General features: G+C 37.5%; 24 protein-coding genes and 1 pseudogene. 6 read left to right on the plus strand and 19 right to left on the minus strand.

The window, feature by feature from the left end:
* The first annotated feature begins 133 nt into the window (after positions 1-133).
* From fexA to ACO1D1_RS18650, 3 genes are all read left to right on the plus strand, one after another.
* A complete protein-coding gene (gene fexA / locus ACO1D1_RS18640; protein ID WP_423336670.1) occupies positions 134-1561 on the plus strand; it encodes a chloramphenicol/florfenicol efflux MFS transporter FexA in 1428 nt (475 codons plus the stop codon).
* A 177-nt stretch (positions 1562-1738) separates the two neighbouring features.
* Positions 1739-2116: an NAD(P)H-dependent oxidoreductase gene (locus ACO1D1_RS18645; protein ID WP_423336671.1), complete on the plus strand. Its 378-nt coding sequence runs from the start codon at positions 1739-1741 to the stop codon at positions 2114-2116.
* Positions 2117-2121: 5 nt separating this feature from the next.
* Positions 2122-2280, plus strand: a complete 159-nt coding sequence (locus tag ACO1D1_RS18650) for a hypothetical protein (protein ID WP_423336816.1) — start codon at positions 2122-2124, stop codon at positions 2278-2280.
* 156 nt (positions 2281-2436) lie between these two features.
* On the opposite strand, the gene ACO1D1_RS18655 is transcribed toward ACO1D1_RS18650, so the two are convergent.
* From ACO1D1_RS18655 to ACO1D1_RS18735, 17 genes and pseudogenes are all read right to left on the minus strand, one after another.
* The gene (locus tag ACO1D1_RS18655) at positions 2437-2802 is read right to left on the minus strand and encodes a DUF6262 family protein (RefSeq protein WP_000619629.1); all 366 of its coding nucleotides are present in this window, start codon (positions 2800-2802) and stop codon (positions 2437-2439) included.
* Between the two features lies 1 nt (position 2803).
* A complete protein-coding gene (locus tag ACO1D1_RS18660) occupies positions 2804-4717 on the minus strand; it encodes a tyrosine-type recombinase/integrase (protein ID WP_423336817.1) in 1914 nt (637 codons plus the stop codon).
* 2 nt (positions 4718-4719) lie between these two features.
* Complete coding sequence (locus tag ACO1D1_RS18665) at positions 4720-5805, minus strand: tyrosine-type recombinase/integrase (RefSeq protein WP_368916203.1); 1086 nt, start codon at positions 5803-5805, stop codon at positions 4720-4722.
* Positions 5806-5936: 131 nt separating this feature from the next.
* Positions 5937-6473, minus strand: a pseudogene (gene radC, locus ACO1D1_RS18670) (RadC family protein); the annotation flags it as partial.
* 62 nt (positions 6474-6535) lie between these two features.
* The gene (locus tag ACO1D1_RS18675; RefSeq protein WP_149871137.1) at positions 6536-7108 is read right to left on the minus strand and encodes a Maf family protein; all 573 of its coding nucleotides are present in this window, start codon (positions 7106-7108) and stop codon (positions 6536-6538) included.
* Between the two features lie 575 nt (positions 7109-7683).
* Positions 7684-8760 (minus strand): hypothetical protein, encoded by a 1077-nt coding sequence (locus ACO1D1_RS18680; protein ID WP_423336672.1) that lies wholly within the window; start codon positions 8758-8760, stop codon positions 7684-7686.
* Between the two features lie 134 nt (positions 8761-8894).
* Positions 8895-9659 (minus strand): pilus assembly protein PilO, encoded by a 765-nt coding sequence (locus ACO1D1_RS18685; RefSeq protein ID WP_423336673.1) that lies wholly within the window; start codon positions 9657-9659, stop codon positions 8895-8897.
* Positions 9656-10537, minus strand: a complete 882-nt coding sequence (locus ACO1D1_RS18690; RefSeq protein WP_423336674.1) for a PilN domain-containing protein — start codon at positions 10535-10537, stop codon at positions 9656-9658. The genes ACO1D1_RS18685 and ACO1D1_RS18690 overlap by 4 nt, the downstream gene beginning before the upstream one ends.
* Entirely contained in the window at positions 10537-11532 is a 996-nt protein-coding gene (gene pilM, locus ACO1D1_RS18695; RefSeq protein ID WP_423336675.1) for a type IV pilus biogenesis protein PilM, read from the minus strand. Before pilM ends, ACO1D1_RS18690 begins: the two co-directional genes overlap by 1 nt.
* 17 nt (positions 11533-11549) lie before the next feature.
* Positions 11550-12305, minus strand: coding sequence for a prepilin peptidase (locus ACO1D1_RS18700; protein WP_423336676.1), 756 nt, complete (start codon positions 12303-12305; stop codon positions 11550-11552).
* Between the two features lie 7 nt (positions 12306-12312).
* Positions 12313-12843, minus strand: coding sequence for a prepilin-type N-terminal cleavage/methylation domain-containing protein (locus tag ACO1D1_RS18705; protein ID WP_423336677.1), 531 nt, complete (start codon positions 12841-12843; stop codon positions 12313-12315).
* A 48-nt stretch (positions 12844-12891) separates the two neighbouring features.
* Positions 12892-13416 carry a prepilin-type N-terminal cleavage/methylation domain-containing protein gene (locus ACO1D1_RS18710; RefSeq protein WP_423336678.1) on the minus strand — a complete coding sequence of 175 codons (525 nt, stop codon included), beginning with the start codon at positions 13414-13416 and terminating at the stop codon, positions 12892-12894.
* A gap of 134 nt (positions 13417-13550) precedes the next feature.
* Complete coding sequence (locus ACO1D1_RS18715; protein ID WP_423336679.1) at positions 13551-14768, minus strand: type II secretion system F family protein; 1218 nt, start codon at positions 14766-14768, stop codon at positions 13551-13553.
* Positions 14761-15810 (minus strand): type IV pilus twitching motility protein PilT, encoded by a 1050-nt coding sequence (locus tag ACO1D1_RS18720; protein WP_423336680.1) that lies wholly within the window; start codon positions 15808-15810, stop codon positions 14761-14763. Before ACO1D1_RS18720 ends, ACO1D1_RS18715 begins: the two co-directional genes overlap by 8 nt.
* 12 nt (positions 15811-15822) lie before the next feature.
* Entirely contained in the window at positions 15823-17484 is a 1662-nt protein-coding gene (locus tag ACO1D1_RS18725; protein ID WP_423336681.1) for a GspE/PulE family protein, read from the minus strand.
* A 15-nt stretch (positions 17485-17499) separates the two neighbouring features.
* Positions 17500-18831: a VanW family protein gene (locus ACO1D1_RS18730; RefSeq protein ID WP_423336682.1), complete on the minus strand. Its 1332-nt coding sequence runs from the start codon at positions 18829-18831 to the stop codon at positions 17500-17502.
* A 24-nt stretch (positions 18832-18855) separates the two neighbouring features.
* Positions 18856-19485 carry a hypothetical protein gene (locus ACO1D1_RS18735; RefSeq protein ID WP_423336683.1) on the minus strand — a complete coding sequence of 210 codons (630 nt, stop codon included), beginning with the start codon at positions 19483-19485 and terminating at the stop codon, positions 18856-18858.
* Positions 19486-19733: 248 nt separating this feature from the next.
* Between ACO1D1_RS18735 and ACO1D1_RS18740 the strand changes: the two genes are divergently transcribed.
* Genes ACO1D1_RS18740 through ACO1D1_RS18750 form a run of 3 tightly spaced genes read left to right on the plus strand, consistent with a single transcriptional unit; the run spans position 19734 to position 21743 of the window.
* Entirely contained in the window at positions 19734-20159 is a 426-nt protein-coding gene (locus ACO1D1_RS18740) for a type IV pilus modification PilV family protein (protein WP_423336684.1), read from the plus strand.
* 16 nt (positions 20160-20175) lie between these two features.
* On the plus strand, positions 20176-20619 hold the full coding sequence (locus tag ACO1D1_RS18745; protein ID WP_423336685.1) for a type II secretion system protein: 444 nt from the start codon (positions 20176-20178) through the stop codon (positions 20617-20619).
* Entirely contained in the window at positions 20619-21743 is a 1125-nt protein-coding gene (locus ACO1D1_RS18750; protein ID WP_423336686.1) for a hypothetical protein, read from the plus strand. Before ACO1D1_RS18745 ends, ACO1D1_RS18750 begins: the two co-directional genes overlap by 1 nt.
* Before the next feature lie 76 nt (positions 21744-21819).
* Here the strand turns inward: ACO1D1_RS18750 and ACO1D1_RS18755 are convergent, their stop codons facing one another.
* Entirely contained in the window at positions 21820-23541 is a 1722-nt protein-coding gene (locus ACO1D1_RS18755; RefSeq protein WP_423336687.1) for a sensor domain-containing diguanylate cyclase, read from the minus strand.
* 70 nt (positions 23542-23611) lie between these two features.
* Positions 23612-24934 (minus strand): bifunctional folylpolyglutamate synthase/dihydrofolate synthase, encoded by a 1323-nt coding sequence (locus ACO1D1_RS18760; RefSeq protein WP_423336688.1) that lies wholly within the window; start codon positions 24932-24934, stop codon positions 23612-23614.
* Between the last annotated feature and the right edge of the window lie 108 nt (positions 24935-25042).

Consider the following 25042-nt stretch of genomic DNA (forward strand, 5'->3'; position numbering starts at 1 on the left):
TTTAATCATGCTGTAGAAATATGGTGAGTTCGTTGATTTGGTTTTACAATATAAATAGATATGAGGTGAGGTTTATGGTGAAAGCAGTGGATTTAGCCTCCTAAAATCACAATATATTTTAGGAGGAAATAAAATGAAAAATGATAGTAAATCTAAAGAAATGATTCAATTTGAAAAAAGGGGTTCTACTAGGCTTTTAATGATGGTACTCTCCCTATCTGTACTTGTAGCTGCGATTACGGTTGATTTAGTCAATCCCGTACTTCCACTAATAAGCAAAGATTTAGAAGCTTCGAAATCTCAAGTGAGTTGGATAGTTAGTGGTATTGCACTTGTTCTTGCGATTGGAGTTCCGATTTATGGTCGAATCTCAGACTTTTTTGAGTTACGAAAGCTATATATCTTTGCCATTATGATTCTGGCAAGTGGTAGTCTTTTATGTGCAATTGCCCCGAACCTCCCATTGTTGGTTTTGGGAAGAATGGTTCAGGGTGCTGGGATGTCCGCAATTCCAGTTCTATCAGTCATTGCAATTTCGAAGGTTTTCCCACAAGGAAAACGTGGGGGAGCTTTGGGAATTATCGCAGGAAGTATTGGTGTTGGAACTGCTGCTGGTCCAATATTTGGTGGAGTAGTTGGTCAATATTTAGGGTGGAATGCCTTGTTTTGGTTCACATTTTTGTTAGCCATTATGATTGTTATTGGTGCCTACTACGCGTTACCGACAATTAAACCGGCAGAATCCGTAGGAAGCAATAAGAACTTTGATTTCATTGGTGGTTTATTGCTCGGCCTCACAGTAGGATTACTCCTTTTTGGCATCACTCAAGGAGAAACTTCTGGTTTTTCTTCGTTCTCATCGTTAACTAGCCTAATTGGTTCTGTTGTAGCTTTGGTGGGATTTATTTGGAGAATTGTTACCGCAGAAAATCCATTTGTACCACCTGTCCTGTTCAATAACAAGGATTATGTCAATACGGTCATAATTGCATTTTTTTCGATGTTTGCTTATTTCACTGTTCTTGTGTTCGTCCCATTACTAGTCGTTGAGGTGAATGGACTCTCTTCTGGACAGGCTGGAATGATATTGTTGCCAGGTGGTGTGGCTGTTGCAATCTTATCTCCCTTCGTTGGCCGTCTTTCTGATCGATTTGGGGATAAACGTCTGATAATTACAGGGATGACTCTGATGGGGCTGTCTACCTTATTCTTGTCCACCTATGCATCTGGTGCTTCACCTCTGTTAGTTTCCGTGGGGGTCCTCGGAGTAGGGATTGCTTTTGCATTCACGAATTCTCCCGCAAATAACGCCGCAGTAAGTGCACTCGATGCAGACAAGGTTGGTGTCGGAATGGGGATTTTCCAAGGTGCTTTGTACCTTGGAGCAGGAACTGGAGCAGGTATGATTGGAGCATTATTATCCGCTCGACGTGATGCTACTGAGCCGATAAATCCATTATATATATTGGACGCTATGTCCTACTCAGATGCGTTCCTTGCAGCTACAGGGGCAATACTCATTGCCTTAATAGCTGGATTAGGTTTAAAAAAGCGTGGGTAATAACTTAGTTATGTAAAGATTAGTTATTGTTTAGTTCATCTTCTATAGTTTAAGCTGTAAATAAATAGCTTAGGAATCACGCAAATTTGACTTTCTTAGAATAGAATACTTTTAAGTAACTCAACTTTCGTACACTGTTTTATTGGTGCGAAAGTTGAGTATGTTAAGGATGAAACAATGAAAACATTGGTGATCGTTTCTCACCCAGATATGCCAAATTCTCGAATCAATAAAGTTTGGGTAGAAAAAGCAGCGTCCTATTCAAACGAAATTACCATTCATGATCTTTATAGAGAGTATCCTGATTTTATTATAAATGTAAAAAGAGAGCAGGAATTAGTTGAAAATCATGATAATATTATTTTTCAATTTCCATTATATTGGTATAGTTCTCCTTCATTATTAAAAAAATGGATCGATGAAGTGATTATATATGGATGGGCTTACGGATCAAAGGGTAAAAGAATATTTTATAATCGAAAATTAGGATTAGCTATATCAGCTGGCGTAAAAAAGGTGAATTTACAAGTATGGGTAAAAACAAACATACATTAACCCAGATGTTAACACCATTCAAATCTTTATGTGCATTCATTCATGCTGAATATGTACCAGAGTTTGTACTTTACGGTGCTAATTCGGATATGAAGAGCGAAGAGATACAGAAAAGTGCTAATGAGTATTTGCAATATATTAAAAAGTATTATTTAAGAGCATAAAACACTTCTGCGATCATGCCAACAATACTAGAAGAAAGCCCATTTCCCCTTAACACATTTAGGGAAATGGGCTATTGAAGTTATTGAAGGTTTTAGCGATTTCATTTTAGGTAGCCAATTCAAAGTACCCAATAAATTCCAAGAAACACAAATCTGCTAAAACAGCTTGCCATGTAATTTTTGAACTTGATCCTTTAACCGTTCATTCTCTTCTTCTAACGCCTTTATACGGCTTTTTAAGGTTTTTATTAATACGTCCTCTGAACGAGGGCTTTTACTAGGTTTACGGGGGGTTAACTCACTTATCTGCATACCTCTTAATGTCTCCACTCTAGTTCTAATATCTTTTTGTTTGTAAAGCCATGACTTTGAAACATTTGCTTTTTGTGCAACGGAATTAAAATTAATCTTCTCTTCTTTCAATGCCATCTCTGAAATTGTCTTTTCAACCCTAATTCTTGTTTTCTCCGACTTGTCTTTAGCTAGCTGAACTATGGCAGTTGTGTTACCTTTTCTAATCATTTTAATTCGTCTCCTTTAACGAATGAATAATCTGTTCTAATCTATTTTTAACACGTTCATTGGTTTCAACCTGACGCTGCCATTGGTTTTGTTTAGCCCTATTTAGTATTTCTTTAGTTCGGTCTAAGTGCTCTTCATGTTCATTAAGAAATTGTTTACTTGTACAGAAATTCGTACAATCTAAACATGCATTTGCGTGAGGACATGGTCCTGCAATTACTGGTAACCGACAATAGCCATTAGGAAGTGCCTGTGCATTGATATTCTTTTTAAACCATTGAAGATCTGTATTGTCAGCTTCAGTATTTTCCTCACTTAAATCCAGAATGCTACCGTTATTCGTTACTAAGGTTTCCTTAAATTTCGTAAATTCCTTCTTTAGGGTTTCATCAAAAATATGTGCATATCTTGCCGTCATTTCCGGTGATTCGTGACCCAAGAACTTCTGGACAATATGTTGTGGCACTCCGTTATTTATCATTCTAGTGCCAACTGTATGCCGAAAGGCATGAGCATGAAAACGAAAAATTTCTCCGTTGCTGTCCGTTATCTTTTCTTCATAAGCTAGTTCATTTAATTTAACCCTAAAGGTATCTTGTTTCAATGGTGAGCAATCTTTTCGGGGAAACACATATACACATCCATCATCGAGTTCATCAGCCACCCTTTGCTCTTGAACTAATATCAATGCAGCAATTTCTTTAGAAATAGGAATGATATGCTCTTTCTTCATTTTCCACTGATAATACTTTAAAAAGCAATCCCCTTCTTTATCGGTTATGACGCTCCCTTTTTTCAATGTACAAAGTTCACTGATACGCATCCCGCATTCTTGAAGTACCATAACCATTGTAGCAATATAAGGTTCCAATTTATCTAATTTCCCATTTAATTGTTCAAGTATATGTTCATCAATATAACGTGGTAGTGCCTTCGGCACTTTAGGGTAATCTTCTTGAAAGATAAGGATCTTAGAAGGTGTATCCTTCCAGTCATATCTTTGAATTGTAGTAAAAAAAACGTCTAAAGTAGATATTCGTCCAGTTACAGTACTGGGTTTTAAACCTTTTAAATTAATATAATTAAAATATTGCTCAATTTCATTTCTAGTTAATTGATGAATCCTTTGTATACCTTCACAATTTTTGTTCATGAAATTAAAAAACTCTTTTAATTTTGAAGCTATATCTACTACGTGAGAAAAGCTAGCTGTGTTTAACATTAGTTTACAATATCGCTTAACTATTTCTTTAAAATAATTATTCTTAAAACCCTTAAAGTTGATCGTATATTCGTAGGATGTTGGGTTTACCTTATCTTCCGGTAATGATAATTTTCTTCGATTCCAAACATCTTTTTCCCATTCTTCCCCATCAAAATAGAAGTCCTCATAGAATTCCATAAACTGCTTAAGATGAGTAACGTAATAGGAATTCGCATGTACAGTAACTTTCTGCTGATTTACATCAAGTTTGTAATTAGTAGTCGTAGTTTTTACTTTTTGTTCTGTTAAGTAGGTCCGGTATTCTGTCAAAGCTTTTTTTATAGGCACTTCGGTTATCGATGTAATATTAGGATATTTTAAATTTAAAAATCCCATCATCCGGCTTATCACTGTTCCCTTTCTAATCCAAACGGATTTTGCATTCCAAGCTCCATTATTCAAGTGAAGGTAATAAAAATATTTTAATTCTGTTTTCAACCAGACATTTTCCACCTTATCGAAATTTACCCAGCGATTTCTTAGTGACGGACTCTTACTTAACTCAATTGCACTAGGATGCGGACAAATTCTTATATCCCATCTATCTGCTGCCCAATAACCTTTTAAAACACTTGTCATATTAGCTATTTTTTTATTAATCTCTGTATTAGCGATAAGCTTTCGATTAGTTGCTACACTTGGAAATTTCATTGTCATGTTTCTCTCCCTTGAAGATACTTTTTATATTCATTCTTCATATCTTGATCAGAAAGATGAACATACGTATCAAGTGTTGTTTGTACATGGGCATGCCCTAATCTTTTTTGTACATATGCAGCATCCCATCCACTTCTAATAAGCTCTGTGGCATGCGTATGACGTAATATATGGGCAGTGAAAGTAATCCCTGTCCGTTTTCCTAGTCTTCTTATTAAGTCTAATACACTTTGATATTTTAGAGGGTGGCCAAAATAAGAATCTTTAAGATTAATAAATATATAATCATGATCTAAATCTTCCCCATATTCATGTACTAAGTAATCGGTATATAATGCCATTAATTCCTTACTTACATCAATAGTTCTTTCTTTTTTAAGTTTAATATAAGCTCCATTTTCATTATGATCTCTTGGCCTGATGTTAATCTGGTTATCCCATGTTGAAATATCTTCAATACGAAGGGATAATGCTTCTCCTATCCGAAGTCCCCCTTCATACATAAGCATAATAAGTAACTTATCTCTTTTGGTATGACATGCCTCAATTATTGCTTTGACTTGTCCATGTTCTAATACTTGTACAAGTTTCTTTTTGACCCTAAGCTTTAAAATATTTTTTTTATAGGATCTACCTTTAGTAATATGGTGAAGAAACCCCTTAAAATTTCTTCCTCTTGCTTCTTTAGACATATCTATAGCTTTAAAATTTTCAGTGCGATTTAAATACTCTAAGAAACTAGTTACAGCGTTAAGTATGGAATTAACTGATGTTTCCTCTCTTTTAGCCTTCTTTGGTTGTATATCTATTACCTTTAAATGCCCCGCTGGATTTCTTAACCATCCTACAAAGTTTGCTAAATCCTCAAATTGTAAATCTCCTAATTCGATTCCACTTTGGCTCATAAATTCATAAAACAGCTTGAGATGATAACAATATGTTTTAATGGTATTTGGAGCTTTGCCCGTATTATCCAAGTACTTTATAAATCGCTTAACCGGTTCTATCACTTCAAATTCTTTATCTAGCAGTATGTATAACGGATATGATTTTTCCTCCACAATTACTTTCTGAACCTTCATCTTTCCACCACCTTTAAATACTTTAACTACTATTAATAATACCCTTATATATTTAATAGTTAAAGCACTGTAATTAAAAAATCCTAAACTTCGAGTACTTAGAGTACTCTAGTTTAGGATACTATGTTTAAGGGGTCTCCGCTGGGGTGATTATGGAGCGCAATCACTGATGCTGCGGACCGTTTTAATGCCTCGCGGAACACCTCCCTTGGGTGCACGATCGAGGCATTTAGACTGCCGATAAAAACAGTTTGTTTATGGATGACCTGATTTTTCGTGTTTAGATATAGGCAGACAAAATGCTCCTGTGTCAGGAAGCGCATATCGTTCATGACATACTTGGCTCCGTCTTCAGGGGATCGGATCACATACCGGTCAGTATAGTTCAGATTAGCAATTCTTCTGCCAATTTCTACAGCAGCAAGAATTTGAATCGCCTTTGCCGAGCCAATCCCTTTCATTTCAGTCATTTCTTCTAAAGTGGCATTTTTCAACTGCCTTAGTCCTTCAAAATGGGTCAGCAGGCGGTTTGATAATTGCAGGACCGATTCATCCTTTGTTCCTGTGCGAAGCAGGATGGCAATCAGTTCATGATTCGATAAGCTCTGCGGGCCATGATTGATAAAACGCTCTCTGGGCCGTTCATCTTGCGGAAAATCCCGGATCATTAATGTATTTGTGGACACTTGTTTTCCTCCCTTATATCAGGGAGTTAAGAATCGAGCAAAAGTTAATACGGCAACTGGTAGCCTGCCTTTTTCAATTCCCTTATAGTTCTGGCAACTGGCAAGCCGACAACCGCAAAATAGTCTCCATTAATTTTTTTGACAAGCATACCTCCAAGCTGTTGAATGCCATATGCACCTGCTTTATCAAGCGGTTCACCACTTTGCACATAGGCTTTAATTTCGTCGTCCGTTAACTCCCAAAACCAAACTTCTGTTTTTTCAAAAAATCGAGTTGAGCTTTCTGGAGACACAATGGATACACCTGTAAATACTTCATGCTTCTTACCTGAAAGAGTTTTTAACATACGAATGGCTTCTGCTTCATCTGCTGGCTTTCCTAAGACTACATTATTCGCAACGACAATTGTGTCCGAACCAATCACAAAGGCATCCTGATTTCCCTTAAAAACTGCCTGTGCTTTACGATCGGCTAACTCCATCACTACTTCCTCCGGGGAGAGCGCTGGGTCAAAGCTTTCATCAACTTCACTGCTTGAAATCGCGAATGTTAAGTGGAGATTTTCTAGAAGTTCCTTTCGCCGTGGAGAAGAAGAGGCTAAAATGAGGTTCTGCATTTAATCACCATACCTTTTTGCATTTGAATAGGGAGATACATGTTAATGGTATCAGAAATTGCGAGAGCAAACAATTTTTATATCATTAAAGTTCGAAGAAATTTGTCAGATTATGCAAATTAATAACACATAAATTAAGAGGATGGTTTTTATCTTTTTGATTTCTTGAGGATTGATCCGCTGATTCATTTACCGTTGTGACTACATTTTCGGCATTACGGTAAATGTAATGGGTTTTCATTTACCGTTGATACCCTCTTTTTTACTTTACGGTTAATGAAACGGGCTTTCATTTACCTTGGTGACTCTTTTTTGAGCATTTCGGTCAATGTAACAAGATTTCATTTACCATTAACGTTTTCTTTTTTGCTTTTCGGTCAATGAATCGGGGTTTACATTGACCATGGATGATCCATTTTTGCTTTACGGTAAAATAGGACAACAATATAATTCACCTATAACAAATTAATATATCATGTTAATCAAAAATATATACAAAGAACCCGCCAAATAAGAATTGGGCAGGCAAAAAGTTATTCTTATAAAATTTCCTGGAAAATAGCTAGATGTGTCGATTACAGTGAATAATAGGTTGATAAAAAATTTAATAGATGCTGCTGTGCTTCATTAAGGCTTTTTGTATCCTTTGATTTTTGGAACGCTTTAAGCTTTTCTTGAGCATTAGATAATTCAGCTTTAAGGCTTTTTACCTTTTCATTTTTAATTCCGCTTACGTCTAATTGTTGATCGATGCTTGCTATTTCTTTAGCATCCTCTTCAGGTATTGCCTTCGTTATAAGGGCACTTGAAGATGCTGAGGACAGAGTTTGGTAAATCGTTGGGATCGTGTCTAGAAAGTCCTTCTCTTTACTAGAAATATCCGAAACTTTCTTTTCATCCAATGATAGTGCCTTGGCAAATGCCCCCTCGACACCCCGTTCTTTATATTGAGTACTTAAGGATTTGGCTGTTTCAATTGAATCCGCTATCCCTAGAAAAATAAACTGATTTCCTTCTATTTCTACTATTTGTGACGGGATTCCTTTACTAGTTAAGTCAGTCAAAGCTTCCTTGGCGCCATCCTTAGATGTATATTTCCCCCCCTGAATGACATTGGATGTTAATGAACTGAGAACAGTAGTTGTTGTTTTCGCAGCAGTAGATTTTTTTCCCGTATCCCCTTTTTCTGCCACGACGGGTATATCCGTTACAACCTTCTTATCAGTAGGTCCTGTTATCACCAGCTTTAGCATCACAACACCTATCGTTGTCCCAATCAGGATGGCGAAAATCCCTGAAAAGACGATGGATCCGAATGGCCCGCCATTCTTTATTTTAGAATTGGATGTAAACGATGCAATTTTAGGGAGGCCGCTCTTCTTAGGCGTATTGCTGCTGACGATTTTAAATTCTTCTATATCATTTTCAGAGGATTCCGGAAGAATCCAGTCAAAGCTCTCTTCGGCAGATTCCTGAGCTGCCGCCGTCTCTAAAAGAGCATCCGAATCTATTCTTTTCGAATCTATTTTAATCACTCTCGTCATAGGCTCGATCGTGGTTTCCGGCTCCTTTTTTTTCGGTTCTTCATGAAAGTCTCTTGTTTCTCCATTCAATTTAATCTTAATCGTATTGCCTTTATTAGGCTTGTCCACTCACCCGTACTCCTCTCTCTTCCGAAGGTAATTGGTTTCATCCTATCATAAAGGCAAAAAAAAATAACAAGACTTTTGTCGTCTTGTTATCGTAGACTTTCGCCAAATTATTTGTTCGTTCGTCATGTTGTTAATTATGGCTGCGTTTTTGCGGTAGCCGGAAACTGGCTTAATGGATTATCTTTACCCGCCGGTGCCGGTGCATCGATTGTTGGCAGTTCTGCCGCCAAGTCCTCTAAACTAGGCATATAAAAAGCGGATATTGTCAGGCTATAACTGAGTGGCTGGTCTTCTTGATCCAAACTGGTAATCTCCTGCCCACCTGAATAACTAATCGATTCTACCACGATAATCCGCTTTAAAGACTCTAACGTTTCAATAAACTTTTCGAAATCCTTATAGGTTGGTGATTCGACACTTAACGAAACCGTCAGCTTTTTAAGGGCAACAGGTTGAGCCGATTGTCCGGCAGCTGCATCCTGCGTTGTAGCACCTTGATTGGCAGCTTGGTTTTCAGCTGTTGGTTGACCATTCGCATCCGTTTGTTCAACAGCTGTATTGGCATCAGCGTCTTTTGAAAAACCCATCGAACTAATCTTGCTATTTGAAAGGTTCTCCGCCTTTTCTAAGTCTAAAATTAACTGTTCCTGCAAGGGCTTCACGGGTAATATCTTCTGTAATTCCCGAGTATCCTCAGCCGTTTTCTTCGAATCATTAGCCTTCTTTTGACTAAGGATATCCAATAGTTTTTGTTCACTAGTTAATTCCTGCTGTTTTATCCCTAAATCAGATTTCAATGGTGTAAGCGAAAAGAACTGAGCATAGACGATGAGTAAAACTAACAAAAGTGCGCCGGCTCCAACAATAAGTTTGTCTCTTTTTGAGGAAAGAAGCTTCATGATCCAGCCACTCCTTTCTCATTCTTCTTGCTCTTCTTAATATTTTTCTTCACAAACTCTTTATCCAGCTTAATTTCAAATTGACCGGTGTAGCGTGGAAGAATATTGGAATTCTTACTCACTATCGTGCCCACTGTTGTCGTACCAGTATTATTTACCGTATTTGTATTAGTTGTTGTATTAACGGTATTGTTTTGCGTATAAGTTGTTCCGGAAGCACTATTCGTCTGGCCTCCCGTATTTGCTGTTACTCCGGTTGTATTCTGGCCGGTTTGAGTCTGGTTTGGTGTAGACGTTTGATTTGTGGTGTTTACTGTCGAACCAGTTGTATTTGCTTGAGAATCAGTTGCTGTTGTATTTGTTTGATTAACAGTCCCTGTTGTTGCATCCTCTGCCGGATCGGCCGCTGCAGCAAGTGAACTTAAACTTGCTTCCGCAATCCATTTTGACTTATTTAGATTATCTAAAAAGTAGGCAGCTTCTCTAGCACTATCAAATTGGACGGATAACGTAATCGTTCCCTCTTCTGTATAGCCAAAGCTCTGAATAAATCCACGCTCAGGCAGTAAAGAGGTTAGGTGACGCATTACAGGAATCGTTTGAATCGGGTAATCATCCGCCCACTGGATGGCACTCTTTAATTGACTTACTGAATTGGCTGCTTCCACCGATTGACTATTTTGCTCTTCTCTTTGAGTAATCTTTTTTGTCATCGTAATTTGTCTGTCTAAAGAAGCAACTTCATTCTTTGTCACATTGATTTGCCAAAAATAATAGGCACCCGCAATTAACAAGAGTGCAACAATACTAGACAAAGTAATAATAAAGCTAAGCTTCTTCGGTTCTTTATGGGGAAGAAGATTAATTTCAACTAACATTATTGCCCCCCTTTTAAAGCGAGTCCTAAAGGAAGTAATTGACTAATAGGCGTTCTGTCTATTTTTCCTTTAGTTTCTGTCTCAAGTGAAATCACATCAACAGGCGTTTCAAATCGCTCTTGCATTTCATCATGGATTGCATGAAGCATGGGATGGTCGCCGTTTAATAGAAATTTAGATATATCTTGGTTTTCATTATGAAGGGCATATCGATAAAAATCGACTAACTTATTGATTTCTCTAAAAATATCTTCAAACTGAATCACAAGCTCATCTGTATCGCCTGTATATTTGTAAACAATTGCCCCCGATAAATCTGTTTTAATATCCCAGAGATCTACATTAAATGGCAAGGCAAACTGACGCATAACTAATGGAACGTTTTCTTCAAAAATGCACAAATTAACACTAGTCATGTCAAACTGGACGGAAAACAAGACCTCGCTATCACTAGCATGATCAAGCTGATAATATAGCCGGTACAAGGCAAGCGGTGAAATATCGGCCGCAACCGGATTGAGCTTGAGCTTAGTGAGCAGATTAGAATATTCCATCACATTTTGTTCTGGTGCAGCAAATAAGAGCAGTTCTCTTGTTTTGCCATCACTGCCTAATGGATAGATATCAAATACCGGTTCTTCAAATGGTAAATGGATGCTTGAGCCTAGCTCTAAATACAGGTAGCCTTGCATTTCATCATCCTGGATTTCAGCTGGAATAGAAACTTTCCGAATGATGACAAGCTGATCGGGTACGATGAAACGAACCTGTCGTCTATGAATCTTCCATTCATCGATACACTGTTCCAAAATATTCGACAAGGACTCAATATCTGTAATTTTCCCATCACTAATAATTCCCGGCGGCAGAAAGCGCTCATACCAGCGCTGTGCTGTTGGCGGATTTACCTGCTTTAGCTCAAGCAGGCGAATGGAATGGTCATTTAACACCAAGTTAATAATTCGGTTTTTAGAAGTAAACAGGGAAAAAGCCATAGTAAAAAACCCCTTAGTTAAAATCCTTGATGAAGGAATTGTATATAAAAGTCAATAATTTCCGATCCCCAATAATATGCTATCAATGTTCCAGCAGCGATAAATGGACCAAATGGCACCGGCTGCCGTTTTTTAACAATTTTCAAAAGTAAAGCCAAGCCGCCAATAACGGCTCCTAATAATGTTGAAAGGAAGAAGGACAAAAGTACTAGTTTTACACCTAAAACTAATCCAAGTACTGCGTACAGTTTCACATCGCCACCGCCCATTCCGCCTTTACTGACAAGAGCGATGAGGAGAAGAAGAACAAATCCTGTAACAGCCCCTAAAAGGCTGTCCCACCAAGGGTTCAGCGGCCAAACAATTCGTTCCAATAAAAAAATCCCTGCAAACCAAATCAGAATTTTATCAGGGATGATCATATAGTGAATATCTGAAACCACGATAATCATAAACATTGAGATCAGCGTAAGTGCCACCACTAATTCTCCAGACCACCCGATAACTAATGGTGCCGTCATGAACAGTAATCCAGTAAGTAATTCAAATATCGGATAGATAGGAGAAATCCGCGACTGACAGCCGCGGCATTTTCCACTTTGAATTATATAAGAAACTACAGGGATGAGTTCATATGGTTTCAACTGATGCCCGCAGGTAGGACAAGCAGAACGTGGGGCAACAGTTGATTTTTTCAAAGGGACCCGAAGGCCTACAACATTAAAAAAGGAACCAAATACAAGACCTAAAATTAATAAATAGAATGTAAACATATTAACCTTATCTTACATTTGATCTTGTTAAATTAGATTCAAGAACTGCGTCGTCCGGTGATTTTTTTACTCCTCGTTTTCCATTTACAAGTCTTACACTATATGATAATTTCCCACCATTATTCTTCACTAAAACATAAGAATCATTTGTTGGACCTGCGGTTGTTGCATCTTGTGAAATTGTTACTGGACCTGTAGTATCACTTACCTTAGTCTTACGTACATAAGATTCTAAATCCCCGTCCGGATCTTTTAACTCTTCTATATATCCTTCCTTCTCTAAATAACTAAGTGGAATTACTATCGCTTTGGTATCCACTGGTAATAAAGACTTATCAGCTGTAACAGCTATCTTTGTTGAATTAATCATCTGTTGAGCATTAGCTACATGGGCATCTTTTTTGGAATTATCAATTAACCCCATTATTGATGGAATTGCAATAGCTGCAATAATGCCAAGAATAACAATTACCGCTAGTAGTTCAATAAGTGTTAGTCCTCGTTGGTCTTTAAGCTTTTTCATTAATCTTTGTAACATTCTGTCATCTCCTTATAAATAATTCAATTGAAAAATTTTACAGTTATTTTAGGTCCCCTCTGGTTTTGTAGTAACTGGCTTATCTGGATTTTTACCAACTATAGATCTTTCTAATGCTGTAGAAGAAGTTTCAGGGATATTTCTTTCTCCTCCAACTAATCGAACACTATAAACAAGTGTATTACCCTTTTTTTCAATTTTCACATAAGATCCTGTATCTATTGTAGCAGGTAAAGCAGCAGTTTCATCATACTCTACTGTAACGTATTCACCATTAGTATCAGGATCCTTAAATTCTTCAATATAACCTTTTTCCACTAGGTAATCTAATGACAAATAAACAGGATTTTTATCTGGCAGTAAGCTTTTATCAGCTGCGACAGCGGTCTTTACTGAATTCACCATTTGAATTGCATTTGAAACGTGTGCATCTTTTTTGGAATTATCAATTAGTCCCATTATTGATGGAATTGCAATTGCTGCAATAATACCTAAAATAACAATTACAGCAAGTAATTCAATCAATGTTAATCCTCGTTGTTCTTTGAGTTTATTTTTTAACGTTTGAAACAATAATTTCATCTCCCTATAGTTCTATTAACCTATTAAAATAGTCTCTTGTATTATACATTAATTTACAAGGATTAGAAAAGAGGATTTTGTGGTATTTTGTCATCTTTTCATTAAAAATATGTCTTTTTGAAGTCTTATTGGTTATATTGTTGAAATTGGTTAAACATATCAAACATTGGAACCATTATTGATGTAACAATTGTGCCCACGAGACTAGCTAAAACCACAATCATTAATGGCTCAATCAATGATTTGAGTCTATCAGTGCCAGTTTCAACTTCTTTCTCGTAGAATTCAGCAATTTTTGCGAGCATTGCATCTAAAGCACCAGTCTCTTCCCCAATTGCAATCATTTGCGTAACCAATGGCGGGAATGCCCAGTGTTTTTGCATTGGTTCTGTCATCGAGCGACCTTTTTCAAGTGAATCTCTTGACTCTCTAATTATCCTAGCAAGTACTTCATTTTCAACGACTTTTTCAACAATTGACATAGCTTGAAGAATCGGAACTGAACTTGAAAATAAAGAACTAAGTGTTCTCATCATTCTAGCGAGTGCTGCTTTTTGTAAAAGATTCCCGAATATAGGCATTTTCAACAAGAAGTAATCTAAATAATATTTGGTCTTAGAATTTTTTTTAATATATGAAATAAATAGCACTATTGCAATGAATAGAGTTACTACTAGCCACCAAAATTTCTGCATAAAACCACTTGCCGCAAGAACAAATTTTGTGATTGCCGGCAGTTCCCCGCCCAAATCATCAAACATTGTTACAAACGTTGGTACGATCGCTACCAGTAAGAAAATTACAACTGCAATTGCAATTACTCCCACAACTGCTGGGTAGGATAGAGCAGAAACAATTTTTTGTCTGGTATAATGTTGTTTTTCAAAATGCTCTGCTAACCGATCAAGCGTTTCATCTAAATTACCGCTGACTTCTCCTGCTTTCACAAGGTTAATAAACATTTGATTAAATATTTTCTTGTGTTTTGCTACGGCTTCTGAAAGAGGATTACCTTCTCGTAATTCCTGCTCCACATTAAGCAATGCCTTTTTTAACGCTTTACTTTCGGTTTGAACAGCTAATATTGCCGTAGCATCAACAACTGTTACCCCCGCTTTGATTAACGTTGAAAATTGTCTTAAATAGATGACAAAATGCTGCAGTTTTACCGGATTTCCAAGTGTAATGTCTTTTGTCAAGAGCGTTTCGGGAACTTCAGTCATTTCAATGACACGAATCCCATCTTCCTTTAACTTCATCATCGCTTCCCGTTTGGAACCTGCGTTAACGGTGCCCTGCCGTTTCCCTTTTCGATCTCGTCCGGCGTATTTAAATCTAGCCATTCATTAACATCTTTTCTTGTAGATATTGTACAGCCGATTCCTTTTGAATGATGTTTCTCTCTATAAGGTCTCGGATACTCATTTCAAGCGTATGCATCCCTAGGGCGCGGGACGTTTGCATAGTGCTTTGGATTTGATGAATCTTTTCATTTCTAATCAGGTTGGCGATGGCAGCGTTATTTACCAAAATTTCTGTTGCTGCTTTCCTGCCCTTTTTATCAGCAGTAGGGAATAATCGTTGAGAAATTACCCCAACCAATACAGACGCTAACTGGATACGAATTTGCGGCTGCTGTCCCGATGGGAAAACATCTATAATCCGGTTAATCGTTGTTGGTGCACTCGATGTATGCAGCGTTCCTAACACAAGGTGACCAGTTTCTGCCGCGGTAATCGCGATAGACATCGTTTCTAAGTCACGCATCTCTCCAACCAGAATGACATCAGGGTCTTGCCGTAATGCCGCCTTTAAGCCGCTGGCATAGTTATTTGTATCAAACCCGACTTCTCGTTGATCAATAATCGAAGTCCCATGTCGATGAAGATACTCGATTGGATCCTCTAATGTAATGATATGCTTACGCATTGTTCTGTTCATATAATCAATCATTGAGGCTAATGTAGTCGATTTACCGCTACCGGTAGGCCCGGTTACAAGAATCAGACCTTGCGGCTTTTCAACAAGCTTTGAGATAACGGGTGGTAAATCCAACTCCTCTATTGTCGGCGTTTTTGAAGCAACTGTCCTCAATGCAATTGAAACACTTTTCCTTTGGTGATAGGCATTGACACGAAAACGTGACACACCAGGTACACCATAGGAAAAATCAAGCTCCCCTTTACTCTTAAATCTTTCCCACAAATCATCTGGGATGATTGCTTTCGCCATTCCCTCAGTGTCGTCCGGCATTAATTTATCGGATCCATACCGTCTAAGGTCACCATTAATTCGCAACACCGGAGGGACACCGACTGTTAAATGCACATCTGATGCTTTGTATTCAATAGCAGCCCGTAAGATTGCGTCAATTTTATCTTTCATATGAATGTTCTCCTACTCCAGAATTGCTACTTTTAAAACCTCTTCGGTGGTTGTTAACCCTTGTTTTATTTTGATTAAGCCATCATCAAGTAAAAAGATCGTTTTATTTTTTGCGGCCATTTCCTTTAACTTTTGAAAGGATTCGCCATTCATCATTGCCCGGCTCATTTCTTCATTAATAACTAGTACCTCATGAAGGGCAATCCGGCCTTTATAGCCTGTCATATTACAGGAAGAACAGCCTTTTCCCCGAGAGATTTTTTCAATTTTCATTCCACGCCTTGCAAAAATCTCCACTTCTCGCTTTGAAGGTTCCTTAAGCTCGGCACAATCACGGCACACCTTTCGTACAAGGCGCTGGGCAACAATACCGCTTAAGGAGGAGGCAAGTAAAAACGGTTCAACTCCCATATCAATCAGCCTTGTCACAGTTCCGATCGAATCATTCGTATGAAGGGTGCTTAATACCAAGTGACCGGTTAAGGAGGCACGAATTGCTACTTCAGCTGTTTCCTTATCCCTGATTTCCCCTACCATGATAATGTTGGGATCTTGGCGAAGAATCGATCGTAATCCAGCAGCAAAGGTCATACCGACATTTGTGTTCACTTGAATTTGGTTAATGCCTTCCAATTGATACTCAACAGGATCCTCAATCGTAATAATATTAACGGCTTCACTGTTTAGTTTATTGAGTGCCGCATAAAGGGTAGATGATTTACCGGAGCCGGTTGGTCCAGTAATCAGCACAATTCCAGTTGGTTTTTCAATCATTTCGTTAAATCTTTTCATATTTAGCGCATTAAACCCGAGTTTGTTTATATCATTTAATGTTGAACCCATGTCAAGGAGACGCATAACAATCTTCTCGCCGAAAACGGTTGGAAGGGTGGAAACACGGAGATCGACAGGATGAAAATCAAGATTTAATTTGATCCGGCCATCCTGTGGAATCCTATGCTCAGTAATATCCAGATTGGACATGATTTTAATTCGCGCTGTTAACACACTTTGCATATGACGCGGAAGAACTTTTTCATTCCGCAATACCCCGTCAATCCGGTAGCGCACCACCACTTTTGTCTCCTGCGGGTCAATATGAATATCACTGGCCCGTTGAATTACAGCATTCGTCAGAATTTGATTCACGAGACGAACGATCGGTGAATTCTGGTCTGTTACATCATCATTTCTTTCCCTGTCATTCTGAGGCAGCTCATCAAGTAATTCATCAAGGCCATCGTCGACATCATAATATTTATTGATAGACCGTAAAATATCGTCCTTCGTAGCTATTGCCGGTTCAATTTGAAAGCCTGTCGATAAGCGTAGATCGTCAATAACGATAAAGTCCATCGGATTCGCCATGGCAACGAATAGCTTATTTCCTTCCCTTTTTAAAGGGATGATTAAATTCCTTCTTGCTGATTCTTTGGAAATCAGCGAATATAAATTCGTATCAAAGGGATAATGAAACAGGCTGACGTGTGGAATCCCCAGTTGATATTCAAGCACTTCCACTAATTGCTGTTCTGTTATATACCCTCGTTGGATAAGGGCATCGCCAAGTTTTTGTCCCGAGTCTTTTTGATTTAATGTTGATTCAAGCTGTTCCGGTGTAATTAATCCTTCTTCAATTAACAAATCACCTAGTCGTCTTCGTATTTGCCTCATTTAAAACCCCTGCTTTTATTTTGGTTGTTCATTTGGCTTTCCCCATAGGTCGCTGTCATTTGAATTCTGTTGCCCCGCTTCAGTCGGTGACGTTGTTTGATTGCTATTCACTTCAGAATTAGTAGTTGTTTGGTTTCTATTTGTTGTCCCTTGCTGGGTTCCATCTATTCCAGTAGTCTGGGTCGAACCTTGCTGACTTCCCACCAGCCCGTGAACCTCCACTTGGAAAACTGGGGGATAATAATCCTCTGAAATCAATTCAGTTTTTAGCAATTGGTTTCCTTGATAGGTTTCCCTGTAAATTTTAATAATTTGTCCTTCTGCTCCTTTTGTTTGAATCTTCGTTTGACCTTGAAGAAGTTGTGGACTGTATTGAATAATGGTCTTAGATTTTAACTTCTTTTCATCTTTTGTAGTAATTTTATACTCGTATACAAACTTTTCACCTTTCAAAGTAACCCTAAGCTGGTTGTTTTCCAACTTTAATTCTAGAAGGTACTTTGCTTTATTTGGATTTGATATGATAAAATCAGCCATTTTCGCCTGATTCACTTTAGCCTCAAAGCCTAACTTAACATATTTAGGAAGTGAACTTCCAATATTTCGTTCAACAATAGACATATTAGAAGGCAAAATAGCCTGATAAATTCCGGTTGCAAGCAGGTTAAGAGAATCAGCACTTCCAATTTTTTGTTCCTTCGCAAACTCCAACAGGGAAAACGTTGATTCTTCTGGGATTTCAATTGAAGATTTTTTCTCCATGACAGTTTGTAAATCAACTGGCACATCGTTCATTTCAACAACCGCCACATTAAGCACAACATCCTTTTTATGTTCTGCTAATAAATAATCATTATAAAGATTAAAGGTGTACGTACCTGCCTTAAATAGAGATGCAGTTTCATTTAAATTTTTCATAAGTTTTTCTAAGTCAAGCTCATTGCTTTTTATTTGCGGAAACAGAATTTCTACCTGATCTTCAACCTGTACTTGATCAACTGTAATGAATGCAGGATTGGTTTGCCCATCCTTGATTGAACTAACTGTTTGTTGTGAATCTAAATGGAATTGGTTTAAATCAAATGGAACCTCTTTTTCTCCATATTGCAGCTGTATCGTGGTTTCTTGAAGCCAATTAAGATACTTTTCCTCTAGCAAACTTTTTGCCTCTTCTTCACTCATTCCTGAAACATTTAACGACCCGATTGTGGTTCCATCGGTGTATTTCCCATCCATATTTGTCATTTTTTCATATGCCTTAGCCCCATAAAGGGAGAAACTAAAAATAAATGCTGTGCAGATGAACAATACAACAAATAATTTGAACATTTGCTGATTTTTACCCAAACTCCTTGCCCCCCCTGAAACAAATTACTTTTGTAAGCTTACAGGTTCCCTATCTACTACTTTATCCAGCTCTTTCTCCGCTTCTAATTCTAGTAAGCTTTCAATATCTGATAAATAATCGTTATTCAATCCTTTGTCGTCTAAATGCTCGATAACTTCTACTTCTGTATTTCTTTCTAGCAAAAATGACACATCTTCATTAATTGTTTCTGGGTTATTATCCCGTAATTCTAGATTTGCAGATAACGAGGAAGAACCATTCTCACTTACGGATTCTTTTTCAATATTAATATAAGCTGAATCAGACAATGCAAATTCCTCTTCTAATTTAAGTAAATTATCAACTGTATGACTTTCAACCTTCTGATAATCAAACGGTTTTTCTAATAGATCATCACACACAGGGCCTTCTTTGACAATTAAAGTATCCATTCGGTTATTCATAAAATATGATGTAAAAAAGATAAGTCCAAACAGCATTAAAGCTGTTTGCCACATTGGAAAGGTAGAAGCCGCAGCTAGACCGCCCAGTGATAAAATAAAACTAACAAATACAACTAAAAACTTTCCTTTTAAGGTGTATCCTAATGGTAGAAAAGATATGATTAACATAAGTGCAGCCATAGAACTTATGGCCCATATAATCGCTTGCATTCATCCACATCCCTTATTATTTCTTTTTTACTATAAAACTACAAATTCTTTCAAAAAAGGTAATTTTTTTGGTGATTTCTTCAAAAATTAGACAAAATTCGTCTATTATATATTGTATAATACTTTTAGTAAGTTTAAAAGAAGTTGGAAAATATTTATGGGTCATAAATCCTAGAATTATGTTTAAGATATTTTAACTACTTATTATCTTTAATAATATCAAATTACACCCTAGAAGGGATGGTTATATGGAAAATACCAGAAATGAAAAAGGAGTAACCTTAATAGAAGTACTAATATCAATAGTGTTGTTATCGATTATTTTTTTATCTTTTATGCGCTTTTTCCCACAAATGGGATTTATGAATAATGAAAATATTGATAAGACCCAAGCTATCAATACAGCAAAGGAAATTCTAATTGAGTGGCAAAATTCACCGAATGTCACCGATAATCTCAAAAAGGGAACAGTCAGTGTTATTCCTGGTTATTATAAAACAGATTCAACATTCTATTATTTTAAAACGGTGAAAGGAAGCTATGATGTAAATATTAAAATAAAAATTAATTCTGATCTCGTATCTACTCCTATCAAAACACGTCTAATTCAGATTGAACTATTAAATAAACGGAAAAACATTATAAGTGAAACAAACGGATACATTATCTCTTAGAAAGGAGATGGTTTTATTGCATCAAAACCAAAAGGGTATAACACTAATAGAATTATTAGTTACATTAGCCATTCTCTCCTTGATCGGCATCATTATTTGGAATGTATTTTTTCAAGGCATGAAATTTTCGGAAAAGTCCGTTACAAAAAATACAATGCAACAAGAAGCTAACCTTTTAATTACAAATTTAAAGAAAATTCATCAGACTTCGAAATTGTATGAAATCAGTTCCTCCACCTGTAAAATCACGGTTTCGATTACTAAGCAAGATGACACCACCCAAACCGTGGAATTTAATTATCCTGACTTTTGTATTTCATTTGACCATTCAATAGACGGTGAAGTAGAACCTGACATTGAAGATTTAAACTTAACAGTAACCATCTACGAAAAAAAGGATCCTAAGAATAAAGTAGAAGTTGATACAATTCTCTATCGATTAAAGGATGGTGGTATTTAATGTTTAATATTCAAAAAGAAGAGGGCTATGCACTGCCGACTGTATTACTAATTATTGTAATATTTATGATTATTATGCTTTCCTTTATGGGCCAGGCCTTTAGCAGTGCGAAACAAAACCAAGTGGTTGAAAAAAGTTCACAGTCAGTTGCCTTAGCTGAAATGGGAATAACCTATTATCAGGTAGCTGTTCAAAATGTTTATGCGGCAAAAATAGCAACAATAAATGATGAAGTAAAAAAACAAATTGCTGATGATCGGTTGAAAGGGTCTCTAAAATCCAATGATGAATACGTAAAGCTTGGTGTTTCCAAAATGAAAGAAGCTATTAAGCTTGGAATTGCATCTGAAAAATCTAAAGTTATTATTGATGGAAAACCCAATTCTTCCTATTCAATTTCTGAAATAAATTATTTTGAAGACACAAAAGAAAATAAAATTCTACTTAAAGTGGTAGGAAATGAAAATGGGAAAACAACAACTCTTAGTACGGAAATGAACTTTGCACCGATAATTAGTGGATTAAATAATTCCAGTGGTTCAGATTATATAGCACCAACTTTTAATAGCATTCTTGAACCAAAACCCAATGATCCAAAATTCCCTAATTATTGTAAAGACCCCAGCTCGATTGGGGCTTGCGGATCAATATCCGTTTCAAGTCCAACGAAATCTTTTACTGATAAACTAAATAATACCAGTACCAAAACAATTTTTTCTGTCGGTGATTTAACATTCGATACACCAGCAAACGCTAATAATATGACATTAATGAATATTCATTCTGATAAAAGCATAACCATCGGGGGAAATGTTCAGAATGCCAATAAGGTAGCTATAGAAGCAATGGGGAATCTTACTGTATTAGGTCAGTTATCACTTACTCAGTCCACAGTATATGTAAAAGGTAATGCTACAATAACTAAGCAATTATTTCTTTATTCCGGCTCAAAGATGTGTGTAAAAGGAAGTTTCAGTGCCCAAAAGGTGCATTATAAAGGGGGCATATTGGTAGTGAAAGGTAGTATGTCAGATAGCGACTGGGCCAAGGCGTGTGGAATCCCTCCTTCAGTTAATCTTGAGTGGTCGGATAAAGTTCATAATAATGTTAATTATGAATATTAGAGACTCCTAAGAGTAAATAAGAGGTAAGAAGCAATTTTTAAAACAAATTTTGCTTCTCACCTCTTATTAATTTTAGTTAACACGACGAATACTCCGCAACCCGATTTCTCCCAGCGCGTTTCGCCCCAACATAAAGCGCCCTGTCTGCGTGCCTGATCAATGCCAACGAATCCTCCGCATCTTCTGGGGCAGTCGCTATTCCAATCGATGCAGTGATCATGACCTTTTGCTGCGGTTTGTCCAGATCCATGGTTTGTTGCAAGGTAAATGGCCAATTGGAAATCATTTGTCTGATTTGCTCGGCCATTTTGTAGGCCTCTTCTTTAGACAGGTCTGGTAAGAGTACGACAAATTCTTCACCGCCATAGCGTGCTACTGTCCCACGGTCTCCGACAAGCTTACGCAGCCTGTCGGCGAGTTCACGGAGGATTTCGTTTCCGCTCTGATGGCCATACCTGTCATTAATTTGTTTAAAGTGGTCAATATCCAAGATGACTAATGAGAGCATTTGCCGATGGAAACGAGTCAGTTTCTCAAATTCTTCGGTTAACAAATTTTCAAAATAGCGATAATTATAAAGGCCAGTTAAGGCACAGCGTTCACTCTGCCTTTTGGTTTGTTCAAAATTGTTTGCGTTTTCAATTGCAACAGCAAAATGGGAGCAAAGTATATCAATAATCATTAGTTGCGATTTTTCATATGCGCGTTTTTTCTTAGAGGCAAGCAGTAATACCCCGATTAATTTATTACTTCTTACAATTGGCACCCCTAAAATACTTTCCACATCATTTGGAATCGTGTTGGTATCAAACTGCTGCCATTCTTTCCTAGAGGCAAATAAGAAGGCTTTTTGTTTCGACCAAACCATCCCGCTAATCCCCTCATTTTTTTTCAAAGAAAGGACTTCGTTTGGCATAACTGTCCCCGACTCGATCCGGCGAATTAATGTAAGATCATCGCCTTTAGCCTCAAGTATATAAGCATAGTCAACCGGAAGCATCTCACTGAGCTTTTGAATAAACAAGTCTAGAACGGCATTTACATGCAGCTGCTCTGCCAGTTGATGACCAATTTCCGTTGCCTTTTGTAAATATTCGTTAATTTTTTCACTAGAATAATAGAGATTGAAGACAATTGACAGACTAACGAATGGAATCCCCACAAACAGGAGAGCCAACAACCCTACCTGATTATATAGAATATACAATACTAAGCCAATTGGCATTGTGATTAATGTTGTAATCGTCTCCACGAAAAGATCTTTGCCAAAATAGGATTCTTTCACTCTATAAATAAAATAAAGATTGCAGGAAATAATGATTTGGTTTAACAAATAATAAACGATGACATACAAAACGGCAAGCCATAGTGAGCGGGTGTCGTTTGCTAGGCTTGGGCCTGTCTGCCCTCCAAGGGCATAATAGAGGATCCCGCTGATAAAGGAAACTAAAAAAAACATATTTAAATTTAGCGGCAGCCGGAATAATTCAGCCTTTCGGAGAATCCTTAACTTGAGCAGCAAAACGACGACAGCAATTTGGGCAAATATAATTTCGACAAATAATCCAAAGCGCAAAAAGGTAGCAAGAGCTACCCACTGGATTAAAAAAATAAACATATTATTAATCACAATCGGCATGGATGCCACGATTGATGTTAATAGGAGAAAAGCCAATAAATCTATCCACTGCCCAGAGATATTAGGGGGATAAGTGTTATAGGTGTACCACAATCCTGATGGAACCATCAGCAGCCATACCAGAAATATGGCGATTTTCATTCCTGGTTTTACATCCATCTTATCCACCTTCCCCGACCAATGTTTTTAATTCAAGATAACATTATTTTACCATTTAAAATAGAACTTGTCATAAGGAAATCGTTACATTTTTCAGATATTTACATAAATATGGTTTTGCTTCCGAAATAAAATAGAGTGAACCCGTCACTACTAACAAATCCTTGTCTCCCAACGTTTTCATTTCTTCTAAAAGATAGGATTGCCAATGATCGACTGCCAGTTTGTTGGACGATTGACTAAGGTTGAGCAATTGTTCCGCTTTCTCAGCACGTGGAAAATCAAAGCTGACAAAAGAAATTTGATTAGCAACATGATCAAGCTTGCCAATCATTTCATCCAGCTTTTTATCTGTTAATGCCGCAAATACAATATGGATATTCCGGTCATTGAAGCGGGTAGAAAGTTCATGGACGAGCGTGGTTATGCCTTCTTCATTATGGGCACCGTCAATGATGACGAGCGGTCTTTCTGAAAGAACTTCAAATCTTCCAGGCCAATACGCCTGCATTAATCCGCTTCGGATTCCTTGCTCCGTGACGGTGAAAAGGCCCTTCCCATTTAAATATTGAACAGTCAGGATGGCTAGTGCCGCATTTTCCGTTTGATGCTGGCCCATCATGCTAATCTCGAGATCCTTGAGAGTTTGCAGCGGGGCTGACAATGTGAATTGTTCTCCTCTTGTTAATGATTCGTGGTCACTAATCGAAAACTCCTGATTGATTCTAATGATTGGTGCTGATTTTTTTTCAGCCTGCTCTTCAATCACCCTTAGCGCACCTGATTGTTTGACCGCTGTAAAAACAGGTGTGCCATCTTTAATAATTCCGGCTTTTTCAAAGGCAATTTCCTCATACGTGTTTCCGAGGATATTCGTGTGGTCAAGGCCGATGTTGGTAATAATTGATGCTAGTGGTTGAATGATATTGGTGGAATCAAATCGCCCTCCCAGCCCAACTTCAAAAATAACCATATCTACCTTTTTTATCTTGGCAAAATAATAGAACGCCATCGCAGTAATGACCTCGAATTCGGTCGGTCCGCCAAGCTCTGTCATCTCTAGTTCATCTGCCAGTGGACGAATGACGTTTGCCAGCTGTACAAGTTCCTCATCGGTAATCGGTTTGCCATTGACACTAATTCTTTCGTTAAATTGTTCAATATATGGTGAGGTAAATGTACCAACTGTATAGCCACCCGTCTGGAGAATCGCACGCAAAAAAGTGACGGTTGAACCTTTACCATTAGTCCCGCCAATATGGACAGCCTTGATAATGTCTTCCGGAGACCCAAGCTTGTCCATCATCCATTCCATACGTTTCAAACCAGGCTTAATCCCCAGTCGTAGTCTTCCATGGATCCAGTCTAGGGCTTCATTATATGTCGTAAACAATTTGCTGCACCCCTATCTATATCATTTTATGATTCGCTGATAAAAGTAGAAAATTCGCTGATAAACCGTGTGAATTCGCTGATAAACTATAAAAATTCGCTGATAAAT

This window comes from Neobacillus sp. 19, from assembly GCF_049463095.1.
Lineage (GTDB): Bacteria > Bacillota > Bacilli > Bacillales > Cytobacillaceae > Neobacillus.

Coding starts and splice junctions, on each gene's coding strand:
- fexA (WP_423336670.1), top strand. CDS start 134: ATGAAAAATGATAGTAAATCTAAAGAAATGATTCAATTTGAAAAAAGG.
- ACO1D1_RS18645 (WP_423336671.1), top strand. CDS start 1,739: ATGAAAACATTGGTGATCGTTTCTCACCCAGATATGCCAAATTCTCGA.
- ACO1D1_RS18650 (WP_423336816.1), top strand. CDS start 2,122: ATGTTAACACCATTCAAATCTTTATGTGCATTCATTCATGCTGAATAT.
- ACO1D1_RS18655 (WP_000619629.1), bottom strand. CDS start 2,802: ATGATTAGAAAAGGTAACACAACTGCCATAGTTCAGCTAGCTAAAGAC.
- ACO1D1_RS18660 (WP_423336817.1), bottom strand. CDS start 4,717: ATGAAATTTCCAAGTGTAGCAACTAATCGAAAGCTTATCGCTAATACA.
- ACO1D1_RS18665 (WP_368916203.1), bottom strand. CDS start 5,805: ATGAAGGTTCAGAAAGTAATTGTGGAGGAAAAATCATATCCGTTATAC.
- ACO1D1_RS18675 (WP_149871137.1), bottom strand. CDS start 7,108: ATGCAGAACCTCATTTTAGCCTCTTCTTCTCCACGGCGAAAGGAACTT.
- ACO1D1_RS18685 (WP_423336673.1), bottom strand. CDS start 9,659: ATGAAGCTTCTTTCCTCAAAAAGAGACAAACTTATTGTTGGAGCCGGC.
- ACO1D1_RS18690 (WP_423336674.1), bottom strand. CDS start 10,537: ATGTTAGTTGAAATTAATCTTCTTCCCCATAAAGAACCGAAGAAGCTT.
- pilM (WP_423336675.1), bottom strand. CDS start 11,532: ATGGCTTTTTCCCTGTTTACTTCTAAAAACCGAATTATTAACTTGGTG.
- ACO1D1_RS18700 (WP_423336676.1), bottom strand. CDS start 12,305: ATGTTTACATTCTATTTATTAATTTTAGGTCTTGTATTTGGTTCCTTT.
- ACO1D1_RS18705 (WP_423336677.1), bottom strand. CDS start 12,843: ATGTTACAAAGATTAATGAAAAAGCTTAAAGACCAACGAGGACTAACA.
- ACO1D1_RS18715 (WP_423336679.1), bottom strand. CDS start 14,768: ATGGCTAGATTTAAATACGCCGGACGAGATCGAAAAGGGAAACGGCAG.
- ACO1D1_RS18720 (WP_423336680.1), bottom strand. CDS start 15,810: ATGAAAGATAAAATTGACGCAATCTTACGGGCTGCTATTGAATACAAA.
- ACO1D1_RS18725 (WP_423336681.1), bottom strand. CDS start 17,484: ATGAGGCAAATACGAAGACGACTAGGTGATTTGTTAATTGAAGAAGGA.
- ACO1D1_RS18735 (WP_423336683.1), bottom strand. CDS start 19,485: ATGCAAGCGATTATATGGGCCATAAGTTCTATGGCTGCACTTATGTTA.
- ACO1D1_RS18740 (WP_423336684.1), top strand. CDS start 19,734: ATGGAAAATACCAGAAATGAAAAAGGAGTAACCTTAATAGAAGTACTA.
- ACO1D1_RS18750 (WP_423336686.1), top strand. CDS start 20,619: ATGTTTAATATTCAAAAAGAAGAGGGCTATGCACTGCCGACTGTATTA.
- ACO1D1_RS18755 (WP_423336687.1), bottom strand. CDS start 23,541: ATGGATGTAAAACCAGGAATGAAAATCGCCATATTTCTGGTATGGCTG.